Below are 21,641 nucleotides of genomic sequence, written 5' to 3' on the forward strand. Positions count from 1 at the left end.
TATTCTTTATTTACCATATAAATCAGCTCATCAAACTTTTATAAAGGAGGTGTTCCCTTATCCGTTTCAACGGGGTAAGGAGATAAATTTGGAAACAGTAAATGTCATCTTATTCATCGTATTAATCATATTAACAGCCTTTTTTGTTGCAACGGAATTTGCCGTCATTAGGGTACGGTCGACTAGAATCGACCAGTTAATTGAAGAAGGAAACCGGAACGCTTTAGCAGCAAAAAAAGTAGTATCAAATTTAGATGGTTATCTTTCAGCCACACAGCTGGGCATTACGGTTACCGCACTGGGTTTAGGCTGGATAGGTGAACCTACGGTAGGTCATTTATTAGAGCCGCTTATTGACATGCTTCCTTTTGCTACATCACTTTCGCATGTCATATCTTTTGTTCTTGCTTTTTCGATTGTCACATTTTTAAATGTGGTAGCTGGGGAACTTGCACCCAAAACAGTGGCGATTCAAAAAGCCGAACAAGTGACGCTTTTATTTTCCCGTCCTCTTATTCTTTTTTCTAAGTTACTTTATCCGTTTATTTGGCTTTTAAACCACTCAGCCAGAGGCGTTGTCGGATTATTTGGCCTGAAGCCAGCTTCTGAAAATGAAGTAGCTCATAGTGAAGAAGAGCTTAGAATTATTTTATCTGAAAGCTATGAGAGCGGTGAAATTAATCAATCGGAGTTTAAGTTCATGAATAATATTTTTGAATTTGATAATCGTACGGCTAAAGAAATCATGGTGCCTCGTACAGAAATTGTTAGCGTATCAGCAGATGAAACGATAGAAGAATTCTTAAAAATGGCTAGAGTAGAGCAATATACTCGCTATCCAGTAGTTGTAGATGGAAACAAAGATCAAGTGGTGGGATTAGTTAATATTAAAGAAATATTAGCAGATTACATAAAAGAAGATGATATTAAACCACGTACCGTGCAAACGTATATGAAACCCATCATTCAAGTTATTGATTCCATCGCCATTTACGACTTATTGCTTAAAATTCAAAAAGACAGAATTCACATGGCCATCTTAATAGACGAGTACGGAGGAACAACAGGGCTTGTAACGGTAGAAGATATTTTAGAAGAAATTGTTGGTGAAATTCGTGATGAATTTGATGATGATGAAATACCGGACGTACACAAAATTAATGAAAATCACTACGTACTAGATGCGAAGGTGTTGATTGAAGAAGTAAATGATTTACTCGGAACAACTATTGAACAAGAAGATGTTGATACCATTGGCGGCTGGATGCTGACCGAAAAGTTTGATCTTGCTAAAGGTGATAGCATCAAAAACGAAAGTTTTTCATTTAAAGTCATTGATATTGAACATCACCATATTAAACGAATTGAAATAACAAAGGAAAAAAGTACGGATCCCAGCTAATTATCCGTACTTTTTTTGATGCTCTCTTTTCATTTGCAAATACTCTTTATTCTCTCGTACCTCCTTCCATTTTTTCATAAAAATAGATGCCGATTCTGCTTTTTGTTCATCAATTTGCCGTTCGTTCCGCTCTCCGTCTTTGTTGTATTTCTTTCCGCCTTTGTAGTTCGCGTAGCGCCTCGATCGCGTGTATCCCATTTGGAGAAATTTCCGGGCCATGTCCATTCCAACAAAATCGCTTTTTTCTTTGTAGGTTAAAAAAAGCTGATAGATGGCGTCGGCGGATTCCTCAGCAATTTCTGGTGTTCGAAAACGCCAATGAGGAAGAATTTCACTTTTATAGGGCTCAACAAGGAGAACTCCTTGTTCTCCTTTTCCTACTCTATATTTTTCAGGATGTTTTCTAAAATCGATATGTTCAAAGTCAAGTGAATAATCAAATGCCACGGCTCTCCCCTCCTTTTTGATCTCTACCCTTTACAAATGAATGATAAAACTTTTCTTAAAGAAGTTTTTCACATGCAGGTGCGGGTAATAATAGGTGGATAAGTGTGGCTAACTTTTTTCTTCATACTAAAAGAAGTCCGAACTTATTAAATCATGATACGGGAGATTTCGTTATGTCAATAAAGCTACAGCAAAACCGAATAAAAGCTAATTTTTGGATCACTCCTGCTTTATACGGCATTATTGCTTTTGTCTTAGCTACTATTAGTACATTTTTAGATCGATATTTAACAGCTCATAAACAGTGGTTAAAATTAGTTCCTTCCGTGTTTCTAACGGATAAAGAGCTTGCTCATACTATTTTGAGTTCAGTATCAAATTCCTTATTAACGATGACGACGATTACCTTTTCTTCTGTTTTAGTGGTACTGACTACGTTTGTAGGTCAGTTTTCTCCTAGAACGATTCAAAATTTTAATACAGATGCCAAAACTCAGCGCGTGCTTGGTACTTTTATCGGTGGATACGTATACGTGCTTGTACTGCTCATTCAAGTTCGCAGCAACCAAGTCAGCAATACCTTTATTGTTCCTTCATTAGCCATCGTGGTAGCATTCATTTGCCTAGGGATGTTTGTATTTTTGATTCACCACGTCATTAACTGGATTAAAGTCGGAAATTTAATTTCAAACATTGCAAAAAAAACGATGCTTACCATTGAAGAGCGACGGCTAGAACAACAAAAGACCCCTGACTCAAAAAATGAAAAGCAGCTTAATTTTGATAGTGAAGAGGCGCTGCAAATTAAAAGCAACAAACAAGGCTATATTCAATATATTGAACTGAACCATTTAACAGCACTAGCAACCCGATCAAATGTCATTGTTAAACTTGAAAAAGCACCGGGCGAGTATGTAGAAGCGGATACCCCCCTGTTAACGGTGATCAATTACAATCAATCGTTAGATCAGGAAAAATTTCTTCACTGTTTGTTTATTACAAATGATCAAGAATCGATTCAAGATGTGAAGTTAGGGATCCAAAAGCTGAGTGAAATTGCATTAAGAGCTATCTCACCCGCTATTAATGATCCTGAAACAGCCATTAACTGCATTGAACAGCTCACGCAAGTGTTTATCAAACTTGGACAAAGCTATTCTTCTTCTCCTTATTATTGCGATGAAGAAGGACGTATTCGAGTGCTGCTAGAAAAACCTTCTTTTACGGATTATTTGTACAAAGCGTTCTATCAAATTCGTCATTATGGAAAAGAAGATGTTTCCGTGATGTCTGCCGTCATTAAGGCATTAACCGTAATCGCTGAAACAAATCGCTCTGCCATCAAAAACGACGTCTGGTTTTTTTCTTCCTATATCGTAGAAGGGCTGCAAAAACAAGAGTGGCTTAAAATGGACAAAGAGTTTCTTAATCAGCTGCTCAAAAACCTTGCAAAAGCTTGTGAAAAAAAAGGCGCTTCTATGGTGATAGAATAAAAAAACAAAAAACGCCGCTCATCAACTGAGCGGCGTTTTTTTACGATATAAAGTGCTCTATCTCTTCTCTCTTTTTCACTATTATAAGTTTATCGTTATATGACGTACGAAGGATATGCAAAATTTCAGGTTTGCTTTGCTTTTCAAAATTCGCATTCTACTGAAACATTTTAATGAAAATAGAAAACGTCGGTGCGTAATTTACTTTTTCTATTTTAGCTTTTTGCAGAACATACCTTTTGATAATAAACCATATTCTTTTTAGATAATGGGTATCAAGAAAAATAATAAGGTCCGCTTCATTAAAACTTTCATTTACCCACGTATAGTGTACACCTTCTATAATCCATTCCTTTGAAGATGCAATATGATGTAAATACTTTTTTCTGTCTTCTTCACTTCTTCTTTTATCTCCTTCATATGTTCGTTCCCATATAATATTATCAAGTTCGTAGTGAGGAACTTTTAATTCATGGGATAATAAATGGGCAAGAATTGTTTTTCCACTTCCAACGGATCCAACGATATGTATCTTTTTACATGAAGCGCTTTGAATACTTCATCTCTCACTACTTCAAGCCTGTTTTTTTACACATATTGTATAATTCACGTTCTTTTTCTCTAATGCAAACTAGAACATTTTATGCTAGTATTTTATGGTACTTGACTGACAAAAGGAGTGAAAACACAGTGCCTAAAACCCTTTTTGGAAAACTTACGCTGTTTTGGATTGGACTATTTTTATTAATTACAGGTCTATTTTTTTATTATAAATATACAAACCAAGGGTTTACAGCTGCAGATTTATTCTTTCGCGTCTCTCCTCCTTTAGCTACTATTGGTTTCCTTTTAAGCGCAGCCGGACTATATGAAGAACGAGGGAAAAACAAGCTAATTCCTCTCGTTGTACTCACCATTAGTTTTATCATGCTTTGCCAAGCAGGCTATCACTTTATCCATATGCATACTCCACCGCCGCGCCCCTGACTTTGTCTCATTCTCATTTATAAAAAAGCTCTTCGTTTAGTATATTAAACGAAGAGCTTTACTCTCTATTCAAATAAACGCACAAGCTTTTTTGTATAGGGATGCCTGTTTTTATCAAATAGCTTTGCACGGTCAAATTGATCGATAACCTCGCCTTGCTGGATAACCATCATGCGGCTGCTCATAAATTTTACTGCTGCTAAATCATGCGAAATAAACAAATAAGATAGCTGAAGCGTCTCCTGCAAATCTTTTAATAAATTTAAAATTTTTGCCTGTACCGTAACATCAAGACTCGCTGTTGGTTCGTCTAATAGCACCAGAGACGGACCTACGCTAATGGCACGCGCAATCGCTACACGCTGAAGCTGTCCACCGCTGAGTTCATGAGGATAATTCAACGCATATTCTGCGCTAATCCCGACTTTTTCTAACAAATAAAAAGCGATTTCTTTTTCGTTTCTGCTCACATGAGATAAAAATGAAGGAACGATTCGCTGCTGCCGCAAAGGCTCGAGCAAAGAATCGATGATTTTTACTTTTGGATTAAAAGAAGCCGCGGGGTTTTGAAAGACAACTTGCATGCCCAGACGAGCTTGCTGCAGTTTTTTTCCTGTTAACCTGTGAAGAGGTTTCTCTGCAAACCATACTTCTCCCTGCTGAATTTCTGTTAACCTTAGCACACTTTTTACAAGCGTACTTTTTCCGCTTCCACTTTCTCCAACAATCCCTACGCATTCTCCTTTATCAATATGCAGGGAAACATTATTTAGCGCTTTAACGTCTTTATACTGTTTCACCAGCTGCTTGACGCGTAATATACTTTTTTCTTTCATACTTCACTCCTATATTAACACTTTTTTCTGCGTATCTAACAATCGATCAGGCGTTTTCTGTAAAGAAGGAATAGCGTTAAACAATTTTTTTGTATAAAAGTGATGCGGAGCGTGAAACAGAGATTCGATACTGTTTTCTTCCACGATCTCTCCTGCTAACATAATGGCTGCTCGGTCTGCATATTTCCGCACATGACGCAAATCATGGGTAATAAACAAAATGGCACAGCCTGTTTCTTCTTTCAGCTTATGCAGCAGCTGAAGAACTTCAGCTGCTGACACGCTATCTAAAGCCGTGGTTGGTTCATCTGCAATAATCAAGGCAGGTTTCATCACCAGCGCTAAAGCAATCGCTGCTCGCTGAAGCTGTCCTCCGCTCAGCTGAGAAGCATAGCTTTTATATACGCGTTCATCCGGTAGATTCACAGCTTTTAGAGCCTGAAAAATGGCTGCTTTCCTGTCTTTTTTAGACAGCTTACTATGTGTACGAATCGTTTCATCAAACTGCTTTCCAATTGTTAAAAAAGGAGTAAAAGCGCTTCGATAATCTTGAAAGATATACGAAATATCTTTTCCAAGGATAGGCGCTTCTCCTTTCCGCTTAAAGATAATAGATCCTCCTTTAAGCGTGACACCTGAAGGCAGCAGTCCTCCTATCGAAGCAGCAGTGATACTTTTACCGCTTCCGCTTTCTCCAACGAGCGCCATCCACTGTCCTTGCTCGATTGTAAAAGAAACGTCTTTTACGATTTGTTTTGTTTTATTATGAATGGCTAGATGCTTTACTTCTAAAACGATGACGATCACCTCTTTTATCGATTAACTTGATATTTCCCTCGAATATATTCACCTAAAGCTGTAAACGTCAGCACCAATAAAATAATGGCCAAGCCTGGTATCAACATTAGTTGCGGAGCATTGTAAAAGTAGGCCCTGCCTTCATTTAGCATCGTTCCCCATTCCGGAGTAGGCGGCTGAGTCCCTAGTCCAATATAGGATAATGAAGCCATCATTAAAATAATTTTCCCTATATCCAGCGTAGCAAGAACAAGAATATGTCTTCCCACGTGAGGAAGAAAGTGGCGCAGGATTAAAGGTAGTGTTCCCACTCCGTTTAATTTAGCGATCAGCACATATTCTTTTGACTTTTCTTGAAGCACAATACTGCGCACTACCCTTGCATAACTAACCCACTTTACAATAACCATCGCAGCAATTAAGTTAAATAATCCAGGCCCTAGCATTCCGCTTAAGACGATGGCTGCAATATAGTCAGGAAAAGCTAAAAAAGCGTCTACAATTCTCATTAAAAAGCGGTCTATTTTTCCTCCAATATACGCTGAAACTAAGCCAACAGGTACTCCAATCAAAAGAGAAAGAGCTAAGACAAGAAAACTAGTCCCAATTGTGGTCTGAGCTCCAGCTACGATTCGTGAAAAGAGATCTCTGCCTAAGTGATCAGTTCCTAACCAGTGATCACCGGTGGATTTTTGAAGCCGGTCTTGCATATTGACTTGTGTGGGATCCATCGGTGCTAGCTGACTTCCAAACATACAAAATAAAATAAGCGCAATACCACACACGCTTATCACTACAAAAGGAAGCTGCGGCTTTTTCACGTTTTATCCCCTCCCTTTACATAGAGCTGGGGATTTACATATTTGTAGCTCAAATCCACAAGTGAATTAATTAAAACAACAAACAGGCCCATCCACAAAATATATCCTTGAATGACAGGATAATCACGATTCATAATCGCATCAATAACTAATTTTCCAATGCCAGGATAAGCAAAAAGCACTTCAATAATGACCGTTCCTCCAATCAAATTGCCTAAGCTCGTCCCTAAAATGGTAAGGATTGGCGTTAAGCTATACCGGAACGCGTGAAAAATAAAAATGCGACTTTCACTTATTCCTCTTGCTCGAGCGGATCGTACAAAATCTTGTTTCAGTCCTTCTAGCAGACTAGCTCTAATCATTCGCATATACACAGCGGACATGGCAAAACCAAGCGTTAAAGAAGGCAGCACAAGATGAGCTGCTGTGCCTGTCCCCATCGAAGGAAGCCATTGAAGACGCACGGAGAACAGCTGTATAAACAAAAGACCGAGCCAGAAGCTGGGAATAGACGCTCCAATTAAGGAAATACTTCTGCTGAGATAATCAATCCACTTATTCTGGTATAGTGCTGACAGCGTGCCGAGTGGCACAGCTATTAGCAGCATCACAACCAAAGATGCAGCCGTCAAGCGCAGCGTAGCCGGAAACTTCTCGGCTAATTCATCGATGACAGGCTCTTTTGTCATATATGAAGATCCTAAATCAAACTGAAAAAAGCGCTTCAGCCACTTTACATATTGAATATATACGGGTTCATTAAACCCTAGCTCTGTTCGCAAACTATTTATTTGTTCCTCAGAAACTGCCACATCATCTACGCGGAGCATTTGCTTAACTGGGTCTCCTGGAGCCAGCTTCATCAAAACAAAGCTGAGAAACGATAGGATAACTAAAAAAATGAGTAATTCTATTATTCTTTTACCAATTAATTTCATATCTATTTCACATCTAAATCCTTTGTTATCACATAGTATTCACTTTTGGTTGTAACCCAATTTTTCACATTGTCTCTATAGGCCACAAAATTATTCGGATGAACAATCGAAGAGTGCAGCGTTTCTTTTTCTGCTATTTCTCCTGCTTGTCTTGCTAACTCATTGCGCTGTTTTTGATCAACTGTTTTATTGAGTTTATTAATAATGGAAGTTAATGCTGGTTCATGGAAATGACCTACATTAAATGCTCCTCCCTCCATGTAAAGAGCATTAAAGAAGTATCCTGCATCTCCTCGCGGCGCGGTTACTAGACTATATGTAACGATTCCCCAATCATTTTTTGTTGTCATATACTCGTCCATATTTTCCACTTGTTGAATGTCTATTTTTACACCAATCTTTTTTGCTTCTGACTGAAGCATTTGTGACATTAAAGGCATTTCTGGACGATAAGGATATGTAACGAGCTTAAAAGAAAGCTGTTTTCCATTTTTTATTGCTTTTCCATTCTTGAGTATATAACCGGCTTTTTCTAAATATGTTTGAGCCTCACTTGGTCCATAGGTTTTCGTTTTAGGATCGTTCGAAAAATCCAAGCTATCTAAAAATGGACCTGCTGCTGGTGACCCTTGACCTGCGAGCGCTGTATCGACAACATCTTTTGGATTTAACAATACATCAAACGCTTTTCTCACATTTTTATCTTTAAACGCTTCTTGCCTTGAATTATAAAAAAGCATTTGATTTCTCAGGCTCGGCTGTATATCTACTACAATAGAAGAATCTTTTTTTAACGTGTTTAAGCTTTCAATAGCCGGACGGTATACAATATCGGCTTCACCTGATTGTAAAGCGGACGTTCGTGCATTTTCATCATCATTAAATGTTAACACAACTTCATCCAATTTTGGTTCCCCGCCCCAGTATTCTTTATATTTTTTTACTTTCATTTCATTATCCGGTTTAAACGAAGCTACTTTAAATGGCCCTGTTCCCACGGGTTTACTTTTTGTATCTGGAGCATCTACATCAATAATTGCTGTGTTTGGATGAACAAGTTCAGAAGGCAGCGTGGCAAGCGGCTCTGTTGTTGTAATGGTTAAGATTTGGCCACTGGCTTTCATTTCTTTAATTTTAAGTGCACTTTTCATTGCTTCGCTTTCTTTTATCGTTCTTTCTAACGAATGTTTCACGGCTTCAGCATTCAGATCCTTGCCATTTTGAAACGTAATCCCGGCTCTAATCTCAAACACCCAGGTCGTCCCATCATTTTCTGTTTTCCACTTTTTTGAAAGCCACGGTTCAATCTGTAATTGCTCATTAACTTTCACTAACGTTTCGGCAATACCGGCTCGTACAGTTGTATAATTTAACTGTGGATCGAGCGTGTCACTTGGAAAATTCGATACAAAAGTAAGTGATTTCTTTTCACTCTTTTCTTCGGTACTCGCAGAGTTAGCCGAACATGCCGCTAGCACACCTATCGCAGCAAGCGTTAAGCATAGCAAACTTATCCTTTTTCTCATATAAACCCCTCCTTTATTCAAAACTATCTTTCTTTTATGTACGGTTTTTAACTATAACTTCCCCCTTTTAAATCGTAACGATTATTATTATCATAAAAAGTTTAATTTGTTTGCCTTACTTTGTCAACAAAGGTTTTTAAAGGATATAGGCGCTCTAACACTTGTTTTCACCCATTATGATGATTAAATTTATTAATAACGCATACAAATGAGCATAAAAAAACAAAGCCTTCTCGAGGCTTTGTTTTTTTATGCAGCGTGTTTTTTTCTTTTATATTTCCACATCATATATCGATAACGAATCGTGCAGCCTATACAATATCCCATCAGCGCTACACCAGCAGCAAGAATCACCATTATACTAAATACGTAGCCGACAAGCGTATAACCCATTAAAAAGAAAATGAAAGCAACCCCCATACATATCGTTGCAATCCATTGGTTAAAAAGCTGCTGATCCCGGTCTTCCATTTGATAAGAAGAAGCAGGCTTTTTGAGAAGCGTTTTCCCTGCCATAATTACGGGATTACGCTTTGTTGCAAGTGTGACTACTCCAACGAGAAAAGGCAAAAGTAAAAGCCACTTTGCCGCAAGTAAAGCGATCAAAACCGTTATAACGATAAAGAGTTGATTAAGCTGAACTAATGGTTTGGGAATGCTCATGGAACTCCTCCTTCTTAAAACCTATTATACAAATTGGTTTACTAAATTAAAAGAAAAAGCACTCCAAATGAGCGATAAGACTCATACAAAAAAGTTACATAATTTCACTAACGTACTTTAAGATCAGTATCGTAAATAAAATCAAGACAACGTATCGTAAAGAACGAATTCGACGTTGAAGAAGACGTTTTACATGCCTTTTATTACGCATATGGGTTCTCCCTTTCGTATATTGAATTGTCTCTAGACACACTTATATCATACTTTTTGGGAGAACACCAACGTCAGAAAAAATTGCCAAGAACCACAGCATTATGCGCTTAGAAAGCCTTTTCCAATTACATCTCGTACATCGTGTACAATCACAAATGCTTCATCATCAATTTTTTTAATCAGCTTTTTAAGTTTAATAAGCTCTTGTTTATTAATGACCACATACAAGATTTCTTTTGATTCTTTTGTATAGTTCCCTCGACCGTTTAGAATCGTTACTCCGCGATCAAGCTGTTCATTGATTTGATCCGCTACTTCATTTTTGTTGCTTGAAATAACGGTAACGGCCTTTTTGGCATCGAATCCTTCAATAACGAAGTCAATTACTTTTGTTGTAATGTACAGCATGACGATTGTAAATAGTAGCTTTTCGATTCCAATAATAAAATAAGAAGCCAATACCACTAGCAAATCAACCATTAAAAGTGCATGACTGACTTTCCAGTTTAAAAACTTATTTAGGATTCGAGCAATAATGGCTGAACCTGCTGTTGTTCCACCAACTCGCAAAATCATCCCAATTCCAACGCCTAGCAGTACACCGGCAAAAACCATGCCAATGAGCTCTTCATGAAGATGAAGACCCCATCCTTCAGTTACGTGAAGAAAAATAGATGTAGCGATAATCGTAATCATCGTATAGACGATGGTTTTTTTCTCTAAAAATTTATACCCTACGATAAGCAAGATACCGTTTAAAATAAAGTTAGTGATGCCCGTTGAAAGATGCGTTGTATAATATAAAATAATTGATATACCCGTAACGCCGCCTTCACCTAGTCCTATTGGAATGACGAACATGTTAACTGCAAGTGAAAATACAAACGAACCTATTAATAAAAAGATGACATCTTTTACTGTTTTACTCATCGATTAAACCCTCCTCGGCATAAAAATTCACATAAAAAAGCCCCTTCTCCAAAAGAGAAGAGACGCTTATGTTTAGTTTTTATGTTACGTATTCTTAAATTGCCATGTATGACTATAATATGTTCACATACGTTTGTCAAACGGAAAGTTTATGCATTATGTGTAACCAAGACGATGAGTCATTTATCTTTTATGTATACTAGGAATGTTTTAATTTATTTAAACAAAGACGGATGCAGGAATTAGTTGACTCAATTAATTCTTTATCGCCTTTTTTCAATCGAATTTCTAACGCGCGTTGAAAATAGTGATGTGCTCTGGAAACAACCCGCTGATCAAGTAAACATTTTCCATAATGCTGATAGACAAAGTCTTCATATATGTGAAGGTCTTCATCTGCTTTTAATTGTTCAATGAGTAGCTGAAACGTTTCATTCGCTTTATCCCACTGTTCTTGCCAGTGATATGTATGTCCAAGTCGGATCGTATTCAAAAATTCACCTATTGTATCGGCATGTCGGTCATATAGATAAATGGCCAGCAGCAGATGTCTTTCACTGCTCGTTAATTCTCCAAGTATGCGCTCATATACACCAATATGTCCATATGTTTTAGCAGCGGCACACTCATCCTCTTCTTCGAGAGCTCGTTTCTTCAAATAGATAATTCCCTGCTTCATTTGGTGTGGGTTAACCGGAACTTCTCGAAGCTGTTCATTAAATCGATAACTCATATTAAACGGAAGATCTCTGATGTTCATGCACGCTCCTTTCATGTGGCACATCAGCAAACATACTTTCATGACCGCTTGCTTATGGTCCATTGGATGTAGGATTCTTTCCATTTTGATACGTTTACGCGATTTACAGGAAAGCTCAGCAAAAGTGCTGAGCTGTCGGTTCTTATTATTTTACTTATATATCCATTTTATCACAAAAAATACTACCGTAAAGATGCTCAGGCAGTCTTCATATAAAAAAATGGTTTTTTATCAATAAAAATGGTTTTATGCTCTTGAAAGCCTATACGCTGATACAATTTTTTGGCTTCTACGTTATTATATTCAACGTTTAACGATAAGAACATCTTACGCTTTTTGGCTTCTTGCTTGGCTACATTTAAAAGAGCCGTTCCTATCCCTTTTCCGCGGTAAGCTTCATCTACACATAGAGAGTCAATATAATAATCTCCATGTTCAGTTTCTATATCAATTTCCCACGCTGGATTATTAAGTTTAGCACGTACAAAACGCTTAACTGGTTCATAAAGCGTTTGTAACATACTTCCTTCGTAGCAAAGCATAAGTCCAACTACCTTCTCATCGACTTCTGCGACTGTAATATGATGATAGCTATAGCGATTCTTCTCAGACAGAATAAACGCTTTAAGTCTTAAAAGCGCTTCTTCATTCGTTGTAGCCGCCGTATGAGAGCGTGCAATACTGCCAAGCATGTCATAAAGTAATTCCGTTACAGCAGAAGCATCTTCTTTTCTTGCTTTCCTTATTTTCACGATTTTCAAACTCCCTTTATTCTCTTCGCTTGCTTTATTTGCAGCAAGACTTCTTACCTATCTACTTTAACACGAAAAAGAAAAGAAAGAAAAAATTAACTCCTAATCTTCCTTTCATTGTATAATTAATGTATATTTTCAAATGAATGGATGATGACTATGAAAAAACGCCGTCAGCAGAAAGATAATACGATGAGCGGGAGAGAACTTATAGCGGAGGTTCTTTTACAAGTGCCTCAGCTGCTCATATGGCCCGTGCGTCTTCTTATACGAATTGGTCGTTCTTTGTTGGATGGTATTTAGCCACTCCTATACAAACACTTACTGAACTCAAAAAAAAAAAGAAATTCAGCAGTTACTGAATTTCTTTATTAGTTTTTTGCTTTTTTGTATCCTGCTTCTTGTGCATCTTTTTCGGTACAAAACCAAATGACGTTGTTCATGGTTTGGTTGTAGTGTGCCCCTGTTGGCACGTGATAAATTTTAGAGTTTTGATTTCCTTTTATTTTACCTTCACAGCTTTCGGCAGATTGTGTATCTTTTTGATTAAAAGAAGACTGATTTTTTACAGCATCCGTATTATACCCTTTTTCCTGGGCATAGTTTTCAATGCTCCAGATTCCTTTTTCGCTTTTTCGAGCCTGCTCCTGTATTTTCTTAAATTCATCTACGTACTTTGTATTAGGAGGAAATACTGCTACGCGGGCTAGCCCTTTTGCTAGCAGCTCTTCATTATACAGCTCATTGTCTATCCATACATAAGCAAGCAAACGTCCATATTGATCACGCTCTTGCACATCAAATTCAAGGGTAATTTCCTGTCCTTCTAGTCTTTTTTTGGTGTAAGCAGATGCTTCAGGACCAAAGGGCTGTACGCCTAGTTTGGGATGCTTTGTTTCGGGGGTATCAACAAGAAGTAGTCGCACGCGATCTCTCTTTCCGTTCAGCATTTTCACTTTAAGCGTATCACCGTCCACTACTCTTTCTACCGTAGCTGCCTCACCTACTACGTCTTCACGACTTGCTTTAGAAGGACTATGATCGTTTTCTTGATCTGATGAACCTTCTACTTGAACTGCTTGTTTCGTATCGGTAGAAGATGTGGTTGAATGACTTGCCTGTTCATCGCTGCATCCAGTAAGAAGCAGCATAAACGTCGCAAGCATCGCGTAAATAATTGCTTTTATTTCTTTCAAAACCCGGGTCCTCCTTTAACACGTTCCCTATCTACTATATAAAAGTAAAATGATTTTATAAATAGTGTAAATCACCTAAAAACAAAAACTCGTGAAAATACCTTTCACGAGTTTTTTCGTGCAACTGTTATAAAAATTGCTTACCTGTTTTAAAGTCATTCTTTTAAATAGCATCTATTTTATTTTTATCTCACGAACACATTTTTCGTTTTAGTGTATCCAAATTTTTAATCATGAGGATATTTTACACTACAAATACATTTATCGTCTACCGGCTTATAAGAATAAGGAATAGCCGCACAAATAGAATAAGTGTGAATATTTCAATATAATAACCGGCTACCATGATTGCTATATTTTTGTAACATAAATAAGAGCCCTCATTAACAATAGCTAATAGGGCTCTTCAAACCTTTGTTATTACGATCGAATTTTTTGTTTGCGCATCCACTGGGTAGCGACCCACTTTTCTCCTTTTATAACAGGAGCTCCCCCATGGAGAGTACGGTCATTAAGTTCAGCATCACTATAAAAATATTCAAAGTACACGGCCATTCCTTTTGTCGGAGATACGGAAAGACCCAGCTTAGGAAAATAAGTTTCTCCTCCTTCTTCGACATCGTTTAAGTACATAACCAATGTACTAATACGGTTATTTTTAGATGCTTTACTTTCAGAAGTGAAATAATCGTGATGGGCTTTGTATTCTTGATCAGGCAAGTATTTTAAAATTTGAAGACCTTCAGCATATTCAATAGATGGTCCCATTATTTTAGAAAGTCTTCTTTCGATTTGATGTACAAGCTCGTTTTCGCTTTCGTCAAAAAACATGCCGCTGCTCGTTCGAATACTGTTTACTTCACGTGCAGCACCAATTTTTGATCGCTGCATTTTATCTTTGGATAGCTGTATAAGTTCGTCACATTCTTCGTTACTTAGTACATTTCCTAAAACTAAAACAAGAGGCTCTTCAAATCGAGCAACAATATTAATCTCTCTGTCTTCTAATTTAATTTTATTCCCTGTATGATTAAAAATCGTTTGTTCTTTCGTCAGTAAAGATGTATTAGTTGGAATCATCTTTTATCGGCTCCTCGAAATAGCTATTTTCCAATTTTTTACCCCATTATATGTAAACGCTTACTAATAAGAATTATATCACGAATACGAAGTAAATTCTGCTAGCAAAGGAAATAAATAAAAAGAAGCCCCTTATATAACGAAGCTCCTTCATTTTTTCTTATAGATTTCACATGTAGTTTAAATACTTTAACTGTCTAAAAAACTCTTTTAATATAGAGCATCCGTATCAAAGGCTGCCTAAAATCATCGGTACACAAGTTCTTTTTTACTTAAATCAAGCATTTGTGCTGTAGAAGCATGAATTTCGTTAAAAAGCGCTGGATTTTCTACCAGTGACAAGCCGTAAGAAGGAATCATTTCTTTTATTTTTGATTCCCATTCTTCTATATGCTGCGGGAAACACTTTTCCAGCACTTCAAGCATGACATGAACGGCAGTCGAAGCACCTGGCGAAGCCCCGAGCAATGCAGCAACGGAACCATCAGCTGAACTCACAACTTCGGTACCAAATTGAAGAGTTCCTTTACCTCCGGCTTCCGTATCTTTGATTACTTGTACACGCTGACCCGCTACGACGATATCCCAGTCTTCGCTTTTTGCGTTTGGAATAAACTCGCGAAGTTCTTCCATACGCTTTTCATTTGACAACAGCACCTGCTGAATCAAGTATTTCGTTAACCCCATCTCTTTGACGCCTGCTGCTAACATCGTTAAGATATTATTCGGTTTTACAGAATTGATTAAATCCAAATTTGAACCCGTTTTTAAGAACTTTGGTGAAAATCCGGCAAAAGGTCCAAACAGCAGTGTTTTTTTGCGGTCGATATAGCGTGTATCAAGGTGCGGAACCGACATCGGCGGAGCGCCAACCTTTGCTTTTCCGTACACTTTCCCGTGATGCTGCGCTACAACTTCGGGATTATTGCATACCATAAATAATCCGCTTACCGGGAATCCTCCAATATGCTTGGACTCAGGAATACCCGTTTTTTGGAGTAAAGACAGACTTCCGCCTCCTCCTCCGATAAAAACAAAGTTCGCCGTGTGATATTCCTGTTTGCCGCTATGAATATCATGTACTTTTACTTCCCACGAGCCGTCTGCGGTACGTGTCAGATTTTCAACGCTGTGGTTATAGTTTATTTCTACGCTTTTACTTTTTAAATGTGTAAACAACATACGAGTTAAAGCTCCAAAGTTCACGTCCGTCCCTGAGTCGATTTTAGTTGCCGCAATTGCTTCAGTCGATGTACGGCCTTTCATAACAAGCGGCATCCATTCTTTTAGCTTTTCAGGACGATCCGAATACTCCATCCCTTGAAACAATGGATTATTTGATAGCGCTTCAAAACGTTTTTTCAGAAAGGATACGTTCTTTTCTCCTTGTACGAAACTCATATGAGGGATTGGCATAATAAACTCTTGCGGATGATGAATTAAATTACTGCTTACAAGATATGACCAAAACTGTCTTGAAAGCTGAAACTGTTCATTAATCCTCACTGCTTTCGTAATATCTATAGATCCGTCAGCTTGTTCAGATGTATAGTTCAACTCGCACAGTGCAGCATGGCCAGTCCCTGCGTTATTCCATTCATTCGAGCTTTCTTCTCCTGCATCTGCGAGTTTCTCAAATACTTTGATTTCCCATTCCGGCGCTAACTCTTTTAGTAAAGATCCCAACGTTGCGCTCATCACTCCGGCCCCAATTAAGATAACGTCTGTTTTTTTATATACATTGCTCATCACAATCTTCCTTATCTTTTATATTTTAAAAAAGCACATTTTAGCAACACGCCTGTTCTACCTGACTCTCTACAGATTAAGTATGTCTGACAAGTTATCTGTCTTACATAATGGGCGTTTTTATACATACCCTTTCGTCTTGTCCTTTTTTAACATGCTCAATATCACTTCAGCGGTTTCTTCAACTGCTTTACCTGAGACATTAACAATAGGACAGCCAATGCGCTTCATAATTTTCTCAGCATAGTCCAGCTCTTCAAGGATTCGATCTACATTGGCATAATTGGCTTGAGACGCTAAACCTAAATTTTTTAATCGTTCTTTTCGGATTTCATTGAGCTTATCCGGTGTAATAACTAAACCAATACATTTATTTTTCGGAATAGTGAAAAGTTCATCAGGAGGCGTCACTTCTGGAACTAAAGGTATATTCGCTACTTTAAGACTTTTATGAGCTAAATACATAGAAAGTGGCGTCTTAGATGTTCTCGAAACACCAATCAACACTAGATCAGCTCGCTTGATACCTCTGAAGTCTTGTCCATCATCATATTTAACAGCAAATTCAACTGCTTCTACTCTTCGAAAATAGTTATCGTCTAACTTTCTCGTTAATCTCGGTTGAAGATTAGGCTTTTTATCAAAGGTTTGGCTAAAGGCTCTCATAAGAGGGGTCATTAAATCAATAGCTACAATTCCTTCTTCTTGTGCCTTTTGGTCAAGATACTGTTTTAAAGGTGGGATGACGATAGTATACGCAATGATGGCCTGGTTACACCTTGCTTCAGCAATGATATTATCAATATTTCCCTCATCTTCTACGTAAGAAGTATTTTGAATTTCAATATCTTCTCCACTAAATTGAGTTAAAACTGCTTTTACCATCAGCTCAGCCGTTTCACCTACTGAGTCGGAAACTATATAGACAATTTTTCTTTTATTCACATTAAATCTTCCTATTCTTTGATTTTAATAGTTTAATAACGCTAGTATTTTTCATTTAGCAGCTTACAAGATACACAATTTAATAGTAATGAATAGACAAATATGCTGGTCACTATGATTATAAACACTTTAACAAAACAATTAAATTAAGAATTTATGTCATACTAATTATAAAATAAAGCTAAATATGTTATACTATTTTCATTAAATGTTATATTAGCATTAAATATACGGAGATACAATCCCTTTTCTGCGCATTTTATAAAAAGTTTGAAGAAAGAAAAAGTTTAGATTTTAAAATATTTTATGCTTTGGCATGGTGGCACTCATCAGGGCTGAGAGGCGTTTTGCAGGGATAGTTACGAGGATAGTTATATAATTATGTTGTTTATAACATAATTTTTAAGTTATAGAAGATTTATTCTTGGCTATTCTTTTTAGCTAAGAGTGCTATAACTAAAAATAATGAACGGTTTACTTTTCACCTTATGTATACTAAAAACACCGCCTAAAAGACGATGTTTTGAATAGTTGGTTATAATGCATTGTCGTGAAATAGATTCATTTTTATAAAACGGGATTACTTCTAGCAGATTTTTGCAATAAAAGTTTAGAAAGATAATGAGATACGCCGTTTTCGTCACAGTTAAATTTCGTTACGTCATCGACAATTTCTTTAATATGATCCGGCGCATTTTTCATCGCTACGGCATAGCTGGCAAACTGAAACATTGGTAAATCATTGTTGCTGTCGCCAATTGCTAGAATGTCTTGCTCGGGCAAATTAAAATGTTTTAGCATTTGCTGAATTCCCGTTGCTTTATTTACGTTTGCCACCATCACTTCAACATTGTGTTTAGATGAAGTAGAAGTTGTAAAATCGATTTCTTTTTTAAGTTCTTCAAGCTCCTCTTTCCATTTATCGATATGCTCGTGCGTTCTTGCAAAGAAATAGAACTTTGAAAATTCACTTCCTTCTACGGAATCTTTCCAGTCAATCTCTTCTTTTATCGCTTGTTTACGAGAAAGCCATTCGTTAATTTCCACACTGTCTGGCTTTGGCTCTCTAATTTCATTTTCAACATATGGCTGATCTTGTTTTAACGTCACGCGAGGTGTGCCATACGGGAAAAGCTCGTAGTATACCTTGTTCGCTCTTGCTTTTTCAATAATAGTTTCCACCAATTGAAGTGAAAGCGAGTGCTGAAAGACTGCTTCTTTTCCTACGTACCCTGCCATACCATTTGACGTGATAAATCCATCCACTTGAAAGCCTTCAGGAACTAACTCTTCTATTTCATCAAACGCTCTTCCCGTAGCAATAAAAACAAAAATTCCCTGTTTTCGTAATTCGTCAATGGTTTCTTTTGTTTGAATACTTACTTTGTTGGAGCGATTTAATATCGTACCGTCCATATCTAAAAAAATTGCTTTAGGTTTTAACAACATATTTATTCCCCCTATTTGTAAAAAGAGTGTACTTGGCAAGTATAAACTTTTCCATTTTCAAACTCAATGAATGTACTTCGCTTTTCTCTTTTATAAAGCTACTATAATACTCTCCTTACATCTAAAATTGTACAAGCGCTATAAAGAAAGAATTTTAGATTTGCAATAAGCCTTTATATACTAATAGTTGGTTAGGCTAATTTGATATAAAACAGCATCCACAAAAACGAATTTTCCTTTTAGCCTTTAGAGTATCGTTCAAAAAAGATATAATAAGAGTGTTACAGATTAAATACATACAGAGGAGGTCAACATGAACGAACCATCCAATTTTTCTCCTTACCTTATTAAACAAATCAGCGATGCGATCGATGACAATATCAAAGCAAAGTGCATAGACTTTTTATATGATTCTCATTCGTTCTTTTCGAATGAAAAAAATTTTATAGAAGACTACATTTTAAATATATTGCAAGATACGTTTGTTTTAGAGAATAAATTAATAAATCCTAAGGAAATAAGAAACCCGGCCTACAAAAGAAGACAATCAAATAAGAAAAACTGGCTGCAAACGTTAAAAAAAGATATTAAAGCCCAAAAGCCTAATCCTATTTTTGAAGACATTGAATTGGCCAAAAAAGTGATGGATAAAAAAGTGGATACCGAACACTTAAAAAAGCTGTTTGGCGTGGAAAAGCCTGAAGATATTTTAAAGATAAAGTTAAAAGAAGTAGAGACATGGGCTAAAAGTAAAAAAACAAATATTACCGATTTTCCTTATTTAGATTCAAAGATGAATTATCAAATAGAGAAAGCATTTCACACGGACTTTACTTTTTTAATTGCTGAAATCATATTAGAAAAATACAATGGAAATTTGAGTAACTGGATTGATAAACGATTGAATTCGTGGGTAGAGGCCCCTATCTTCTCAAATGAAAGTCACTCTCTTAAAACCAATATGGAAGTTAAAACAAACTCCCAAGAAGTCGTTTTATATAATGACTATAAAGTTGATGAAGAATATTTCATTCGCACCATTATCCCTGTCAATGATAATCAAACGGTTCTCTCCAAACGAAATATGGTTTTAGACCCAAAAGATTCTCAAATTATCCAGTTTGCTCTTTCACAGCGCGACGAGATGTTTTATAAAGAAAAAACGGTGACTCTTGATTTAGCGGATATCGTTAAAGAAATTTATAATTCAAAAGGTGTAAAAAACTATGAAGCGGTTGAAGCCCGCATTATGAAAATTGCCAGATACCACGTAGAAGGTGTAGCGAAGAAAAAAAATTCCAGAGATACAAAATTTGCGATAAACTTCTTCCAAAAAGCTGTTATTGAAACCGATGAAGTAACGGGCAGACGATATGCAACCATCGTATTTAGCGACGATACGCATCAAGGCTTTTTAAATCAGCAGTTTGTACAAATTTACAGTGACGTTATTAAAAAGTTTAAAGATAATTCGCTGTCTTCTTTACTGCTGTATGCATTTCAAAAAGAGCGATTAGATTGTTATTTACAAGAGAAGTCTTACACTCATTTTTACCCGTATCAATATTTTGCTTCAAAAGTTCGTTTTCGTTCAAAGAAAATTGATGTCAATCTAAAATTAATTAATGAATCTCTAGCAGAGTTTGTTAGCAATCAAGTACTGATCCAAAGTTATCAGCAAAAACTTCAAGGATTTGAAATCTCTTTTATTCCTCTTCAAAATTATGAAATTCAAGACTATTTTGGAGGAGAACATAGAGAAACATTGGAAGGGTAAATTGTTCCCTTCCTTTTTTATCTGATATTTTGCCACTTTCAGCTTATAAATACAAAATATCCCTCTAATTTTATTTCATAGTTTGGAAGTTTTGTCATTTTTAACGTACTAACCAGAAGCTTTTGCCGTTTTTTACGTACCTCTTCGCTTCTTTTGCCGTTTTTAGCGTACTAATTACTACCTTTTGCTGTTTTTGACGTACCACTCTGATTCTTTTGCCATTTTTGACGTACTAAATTCATTTTATTTACTCGTAATCACTTATTAATTGTTAATTATTCTCTTTTTTTCGTAAAACAATCCTACCTTTTGCCGTTTTTTACGTACCCTTTCACTACTTTTGCCGTTTTCTGCGTACTAAACATTGCTTTTCCCTTTATTATTGCCTTTTCAAACCCCATTTTTTATTTTTGTCGCAGCATATATAAAGCTTTTGCCATTTTTGACGTACCAAACGATAACTTTTGCTGTTTTTGTCGTACTACTAGGTCGTTTTTGACGTTTTTCACGTACTAAAAATAGCTTTTGCCATTTTTGACGTACTAATGAAATTCATTGTGTTATTTACAACGATCAGAAAAGTGGTTTTTTCCCCTTTTTTTAGGTGAATCGAGGTAGCTTTTGCTGTTTTTAGCGTACCATTCTTCACTTTTGCTATTTTTAGCGTACTATACTGAGACTTTTGCTGTTTTTTACGTACTAAAACGCATAAAGTTTTTTTTGATTTTTACTGATCGTAACAAACACTGTTCTACCGGCGCTTGCTTGCTTTTGCCGTTTTTGTCGTACTAAAAAACCTATACGCTGAACCCCTTGATATGACAGCATTCTTTGAACCTTTTGCCGTTTTTATCGTACTACTCGTTCGTTTGCGATTCT

At 36.7% G+C, this 21,641-nt stretch carries 20 protein-coding genes; 5 read left to right on the forward strand and 15 right to left on the reverse strand.

Annotated features, from left to right (window positions below):
* Positions 1–88: 88 nt before the first annotated feature.
* Complete coding sequence (locus MMB68_RS06390; protein ID WP_221780332.1) at positions 89–1,402, forward strand: hemolysin family protein; 1,314 nt, start codon at positions 89–91, stop codon at positions 1,400–1,402.
* On the opposite strand, the gene MMB68_RS06395 is transcribed toward MMB68_RS06390, so the two are convergent.
* On the reverse strand, positions 1,403–1,849 hold the full coding sequence (locus MMB68_RS06395; protein WP_264407784.1) for a DUF4385 domain-containing protein: 447 nt from the start codon (positions 1,847–1,849) through the stop codon (positions 1,403–1,405).
* 173 nt (positions 1,850–2,022) lie between these two features.
* On the opposite strand from MMB68_RS06395, the gene MMB68_RS06400 reads away from it, so the two are divergent.
* Both MMB68_RS06400 and MMB68_RS06405 read left to right on the forward strand, forming a co-directional pair.
* Positions 2,023–3,342, forward strand: a complete 1,320-nt coding sequence (locus MMB68_RS06400) for a DUF2254 domain-containing protein (RefSeq protein WP_264407786.1) — start codon at positions 2,023–2,025, stop codon at positions 3,340–3,342.
* 690 nt (positions 3,343–4,032) lie between these two features.
* Positions 4,033–4,329: a hypothetical protein gene (locus tag MMB68_RS06405; RefSeq protein WP_221784852.1), complete on the forward strand. Its 297-nt coding sequence runs from the start codon at positions 4,033–4,035 to the stop codon at positions 4,327–4,329.
* Positions 4,330–4,394: 65 nt separating this feature from the next.
* Here the strand turns inward: MMB68_RS06405 and MMB68_RS06410 are convergent, their stop codons facing one another.
* The 9 genes from MMB68_RS06410 to MMB68_RS06450 form a co-directional block, all read right to left on the reverse strand.
* Positions 4,395–5,165: an ABC transporter ATP-binding protein gene (locus MMB68_RS06410; RefSeq protein ID WP_264407788.1), complete on the reverse strand. Its 771-nt coding sequence runs from the start codon at positions 5,163–5,165 to the stop codon at positions 4,395–4,397.
* Positions 5,166–5,174: 9 nt separating this feature from the next.
* Entirely contained in the window at positions 5,175–5,972 is a 798-nt protein-coding gene (locus MMB68_RS06415; protein WP_264407789.1) for an ABC transporter ATP-binding protein, read from the reverse strand.
* A 5-nt stretch (positions 5,973–5,977) separates the two neighbouring features.
* Positions 5,978–6,784 carry a nickel transporter permease gene (gene nikC / locus MMB68_RS06420; protein WP_264407791.1) on the reverse strand — a complete coding sequence of 269 codons (807 nt, stop codon included), beginning with the start codon at positions 6,782–6,784 and terminating at the stop codon, positions 5,978–5,980.
* Positions 6,781–7,722: a nickel ABC transporter permease gene (nikB, locus tag MMB68_RS06425; protein WP_277548466.1), complete on the reverse strand. Its 942-nt coding sequence runs from the start codon at positions 7,720–7,722 to the stop codon at positions 6,781–6,783. The genes nikC and nikB overlap by 4 nt, the downstream gene beginning before the upstream one ends.
* Before the next feature lie 2 nt (positions 7,723–7,724).
* The gene (gene nikA, locus MMB68_RS06430; protein WP_264407795.1) at positions 7,725–9,248 is read right to left on the reverse strand and encodes a nickel ABC transporter substrate-binding protein; all 1,524 of its coding nucleotides are present in this window, start codon (positions 9,246–9,248) and stop codon (positions 7,725–7,727) included.
* 249 nt (positions 9,249–9,497) lie between these two features.
* Positions 9,498–9,911: a DUF4395 domain-containing protein gene (locus tag MMB68_RS06435; protein ID WP_264407797.1), complete on the reverse strand. Its 414-nt coding sequence runs from the start codon at positions 9,909–9,911 to the stop codon at positions 9,498–9,500.
* Positions 9,912–10,223: 312 nt separating this feature from the next.
* Positions 10,224–11,054, reverse strand: coding sequence for a YitT family protein (locus tag MMB68_RS06440; RefSeq protein ID WP_121945371.1), 831 nt, complete (start codon positions 11,052–11,054; stop codon positions 10,224–10,226).
* 199 nt (positions 11,055–11,253) lie between these two features.
* Complete coding sequence (locus MMB68_RS06445) at positions 11,254–11,814, reverse strand: hypothetical protein (protein WP_034651039.1); 561 nt, start codon at positions 11,812–11,814, stop codon at positions 11,254–11,256.
* A 197-nt stretch (positions 11,815–12,011) separates the two neighbouring features.
* A complete protein-coding gene (locus MMB68_RS06450) occupies positions 12,012–12,566 on the reverse strand; it encodes a GNAT family N-acetyltransferase (protein WP_013057535.1) in 555 nt (184 codons plus the stop codon).
* A gap of 159 nt (positions 12,567–12,725) precedes the next feature.
* On the opposite strand from MMB68_RS06450, the gene MMB68_RS06455 reads away from it, so the two are divergent.
* The gene (locus tag MMB68_RS06455; RefSeq protein WP_158307786.1) at positions 12,726–12,869 is read left to right on the forward strand and encodes a hypothetical protein; all 144 of its coding nucleotides are present in this window, start codon (positions 12,726–12,728) and stop codon (positions 12,867–12,869) included.
* Between the two features lie 68 nt (positions 12,870–12,937).
* Here the strand turns inward: MMB68_RS06455 and MMB68_RS06460 are convergent, their stop codons facing one another.
* The 5 genes from MMB68_RS06460 to MMB68_RS06480 form a co-directional block, all read right to left on the reverse strand.
* A complete protein-coding gene (locus MMB68_RS06460) occupies positions 12,938–13,762 on the reverse strand; it encodes a thermonuclease family protein (protein ID WP_221784845.1) in 825 nt (274 codons plus the stop codon).
* A gap of 420 nt (positions 13,763–14,182) precedes the next feature.
* On the reverse strand, positions 14,183–14,842 hold the full coding sequence (locus MMB68_RS06465) for a 2OG-Fe(II) oxygenase (RefSeq protein ID WP_264407801.1): 660 nt from the start codon (positions 14,840–14,842) through the stop codon (positions 14,183–14,185).
* Positions 14,843–15,088: 246 nt separating this feature from the next.
* Positions 15,089–16,591 (reverse strand): malate:quinone oxidoreductase, encoded by a 1,503-nt coding sequence (locus MMB68_RS06470; protein WP_221784843.1) that lies wholly within the window; start codon positions 16,589–16,591, stop codon positions 15,089–15,091.
* Positions 16,592–16,711: 120 nt separating this feature from the next.
* Positions 16,712–17,536 (reverse strand): pyruvate, water dikinase regulatory protein, encoded by an 825-nt coding sequence (locus MMB68_RS06475; RefSeq protein WP_221784842.1) that lies wholly within the window; start codon positions 17,534–17,536, stop codon positions 16,712–16,714.
* A gap of 567 nt (positions 17,537–18,103) precedes the next feature.
* Positions 18,104–18,985, reverse strand: coding sequence for an HAD family hydrolase (locus MMB68_RS06480; protein WP_221784841.1), 882 nt, complete (start codon positions 18,983–18,985; stop codon positions 18,104–18,106).
* A gap of 313 nt (positions 18,986–19,298) precedes the next feature.
* Between MMB68_RS06480 and MMB68_RS06485 the strand changes: the two genes are divergently transcribed.
* Positions 19,299–20,762 (forward strand): hypothetical protein, encoded by a 1,464-nt coding sequence (locus MMB68_RS06485; RefSeq protein ID WP_221784840.1) that lies wholly within the window; start codon positions 19,299–19,301, stop codon positions 20,760–20,762.
* The last annotated feature ends 879 nt before the right edge of the window (positions 20,763–21,641 follow it).

Origin of the sequence: Priestia sp. Y58 (genome assembly GCF_029522095.1) — a bacterium.
Taxonomy (GTDB): domain Bacteria; phylum Bacillota; class Bacilli; order Bacillales; family Bacillaceae_H; genus Priestia; species Priestia megaterium_E.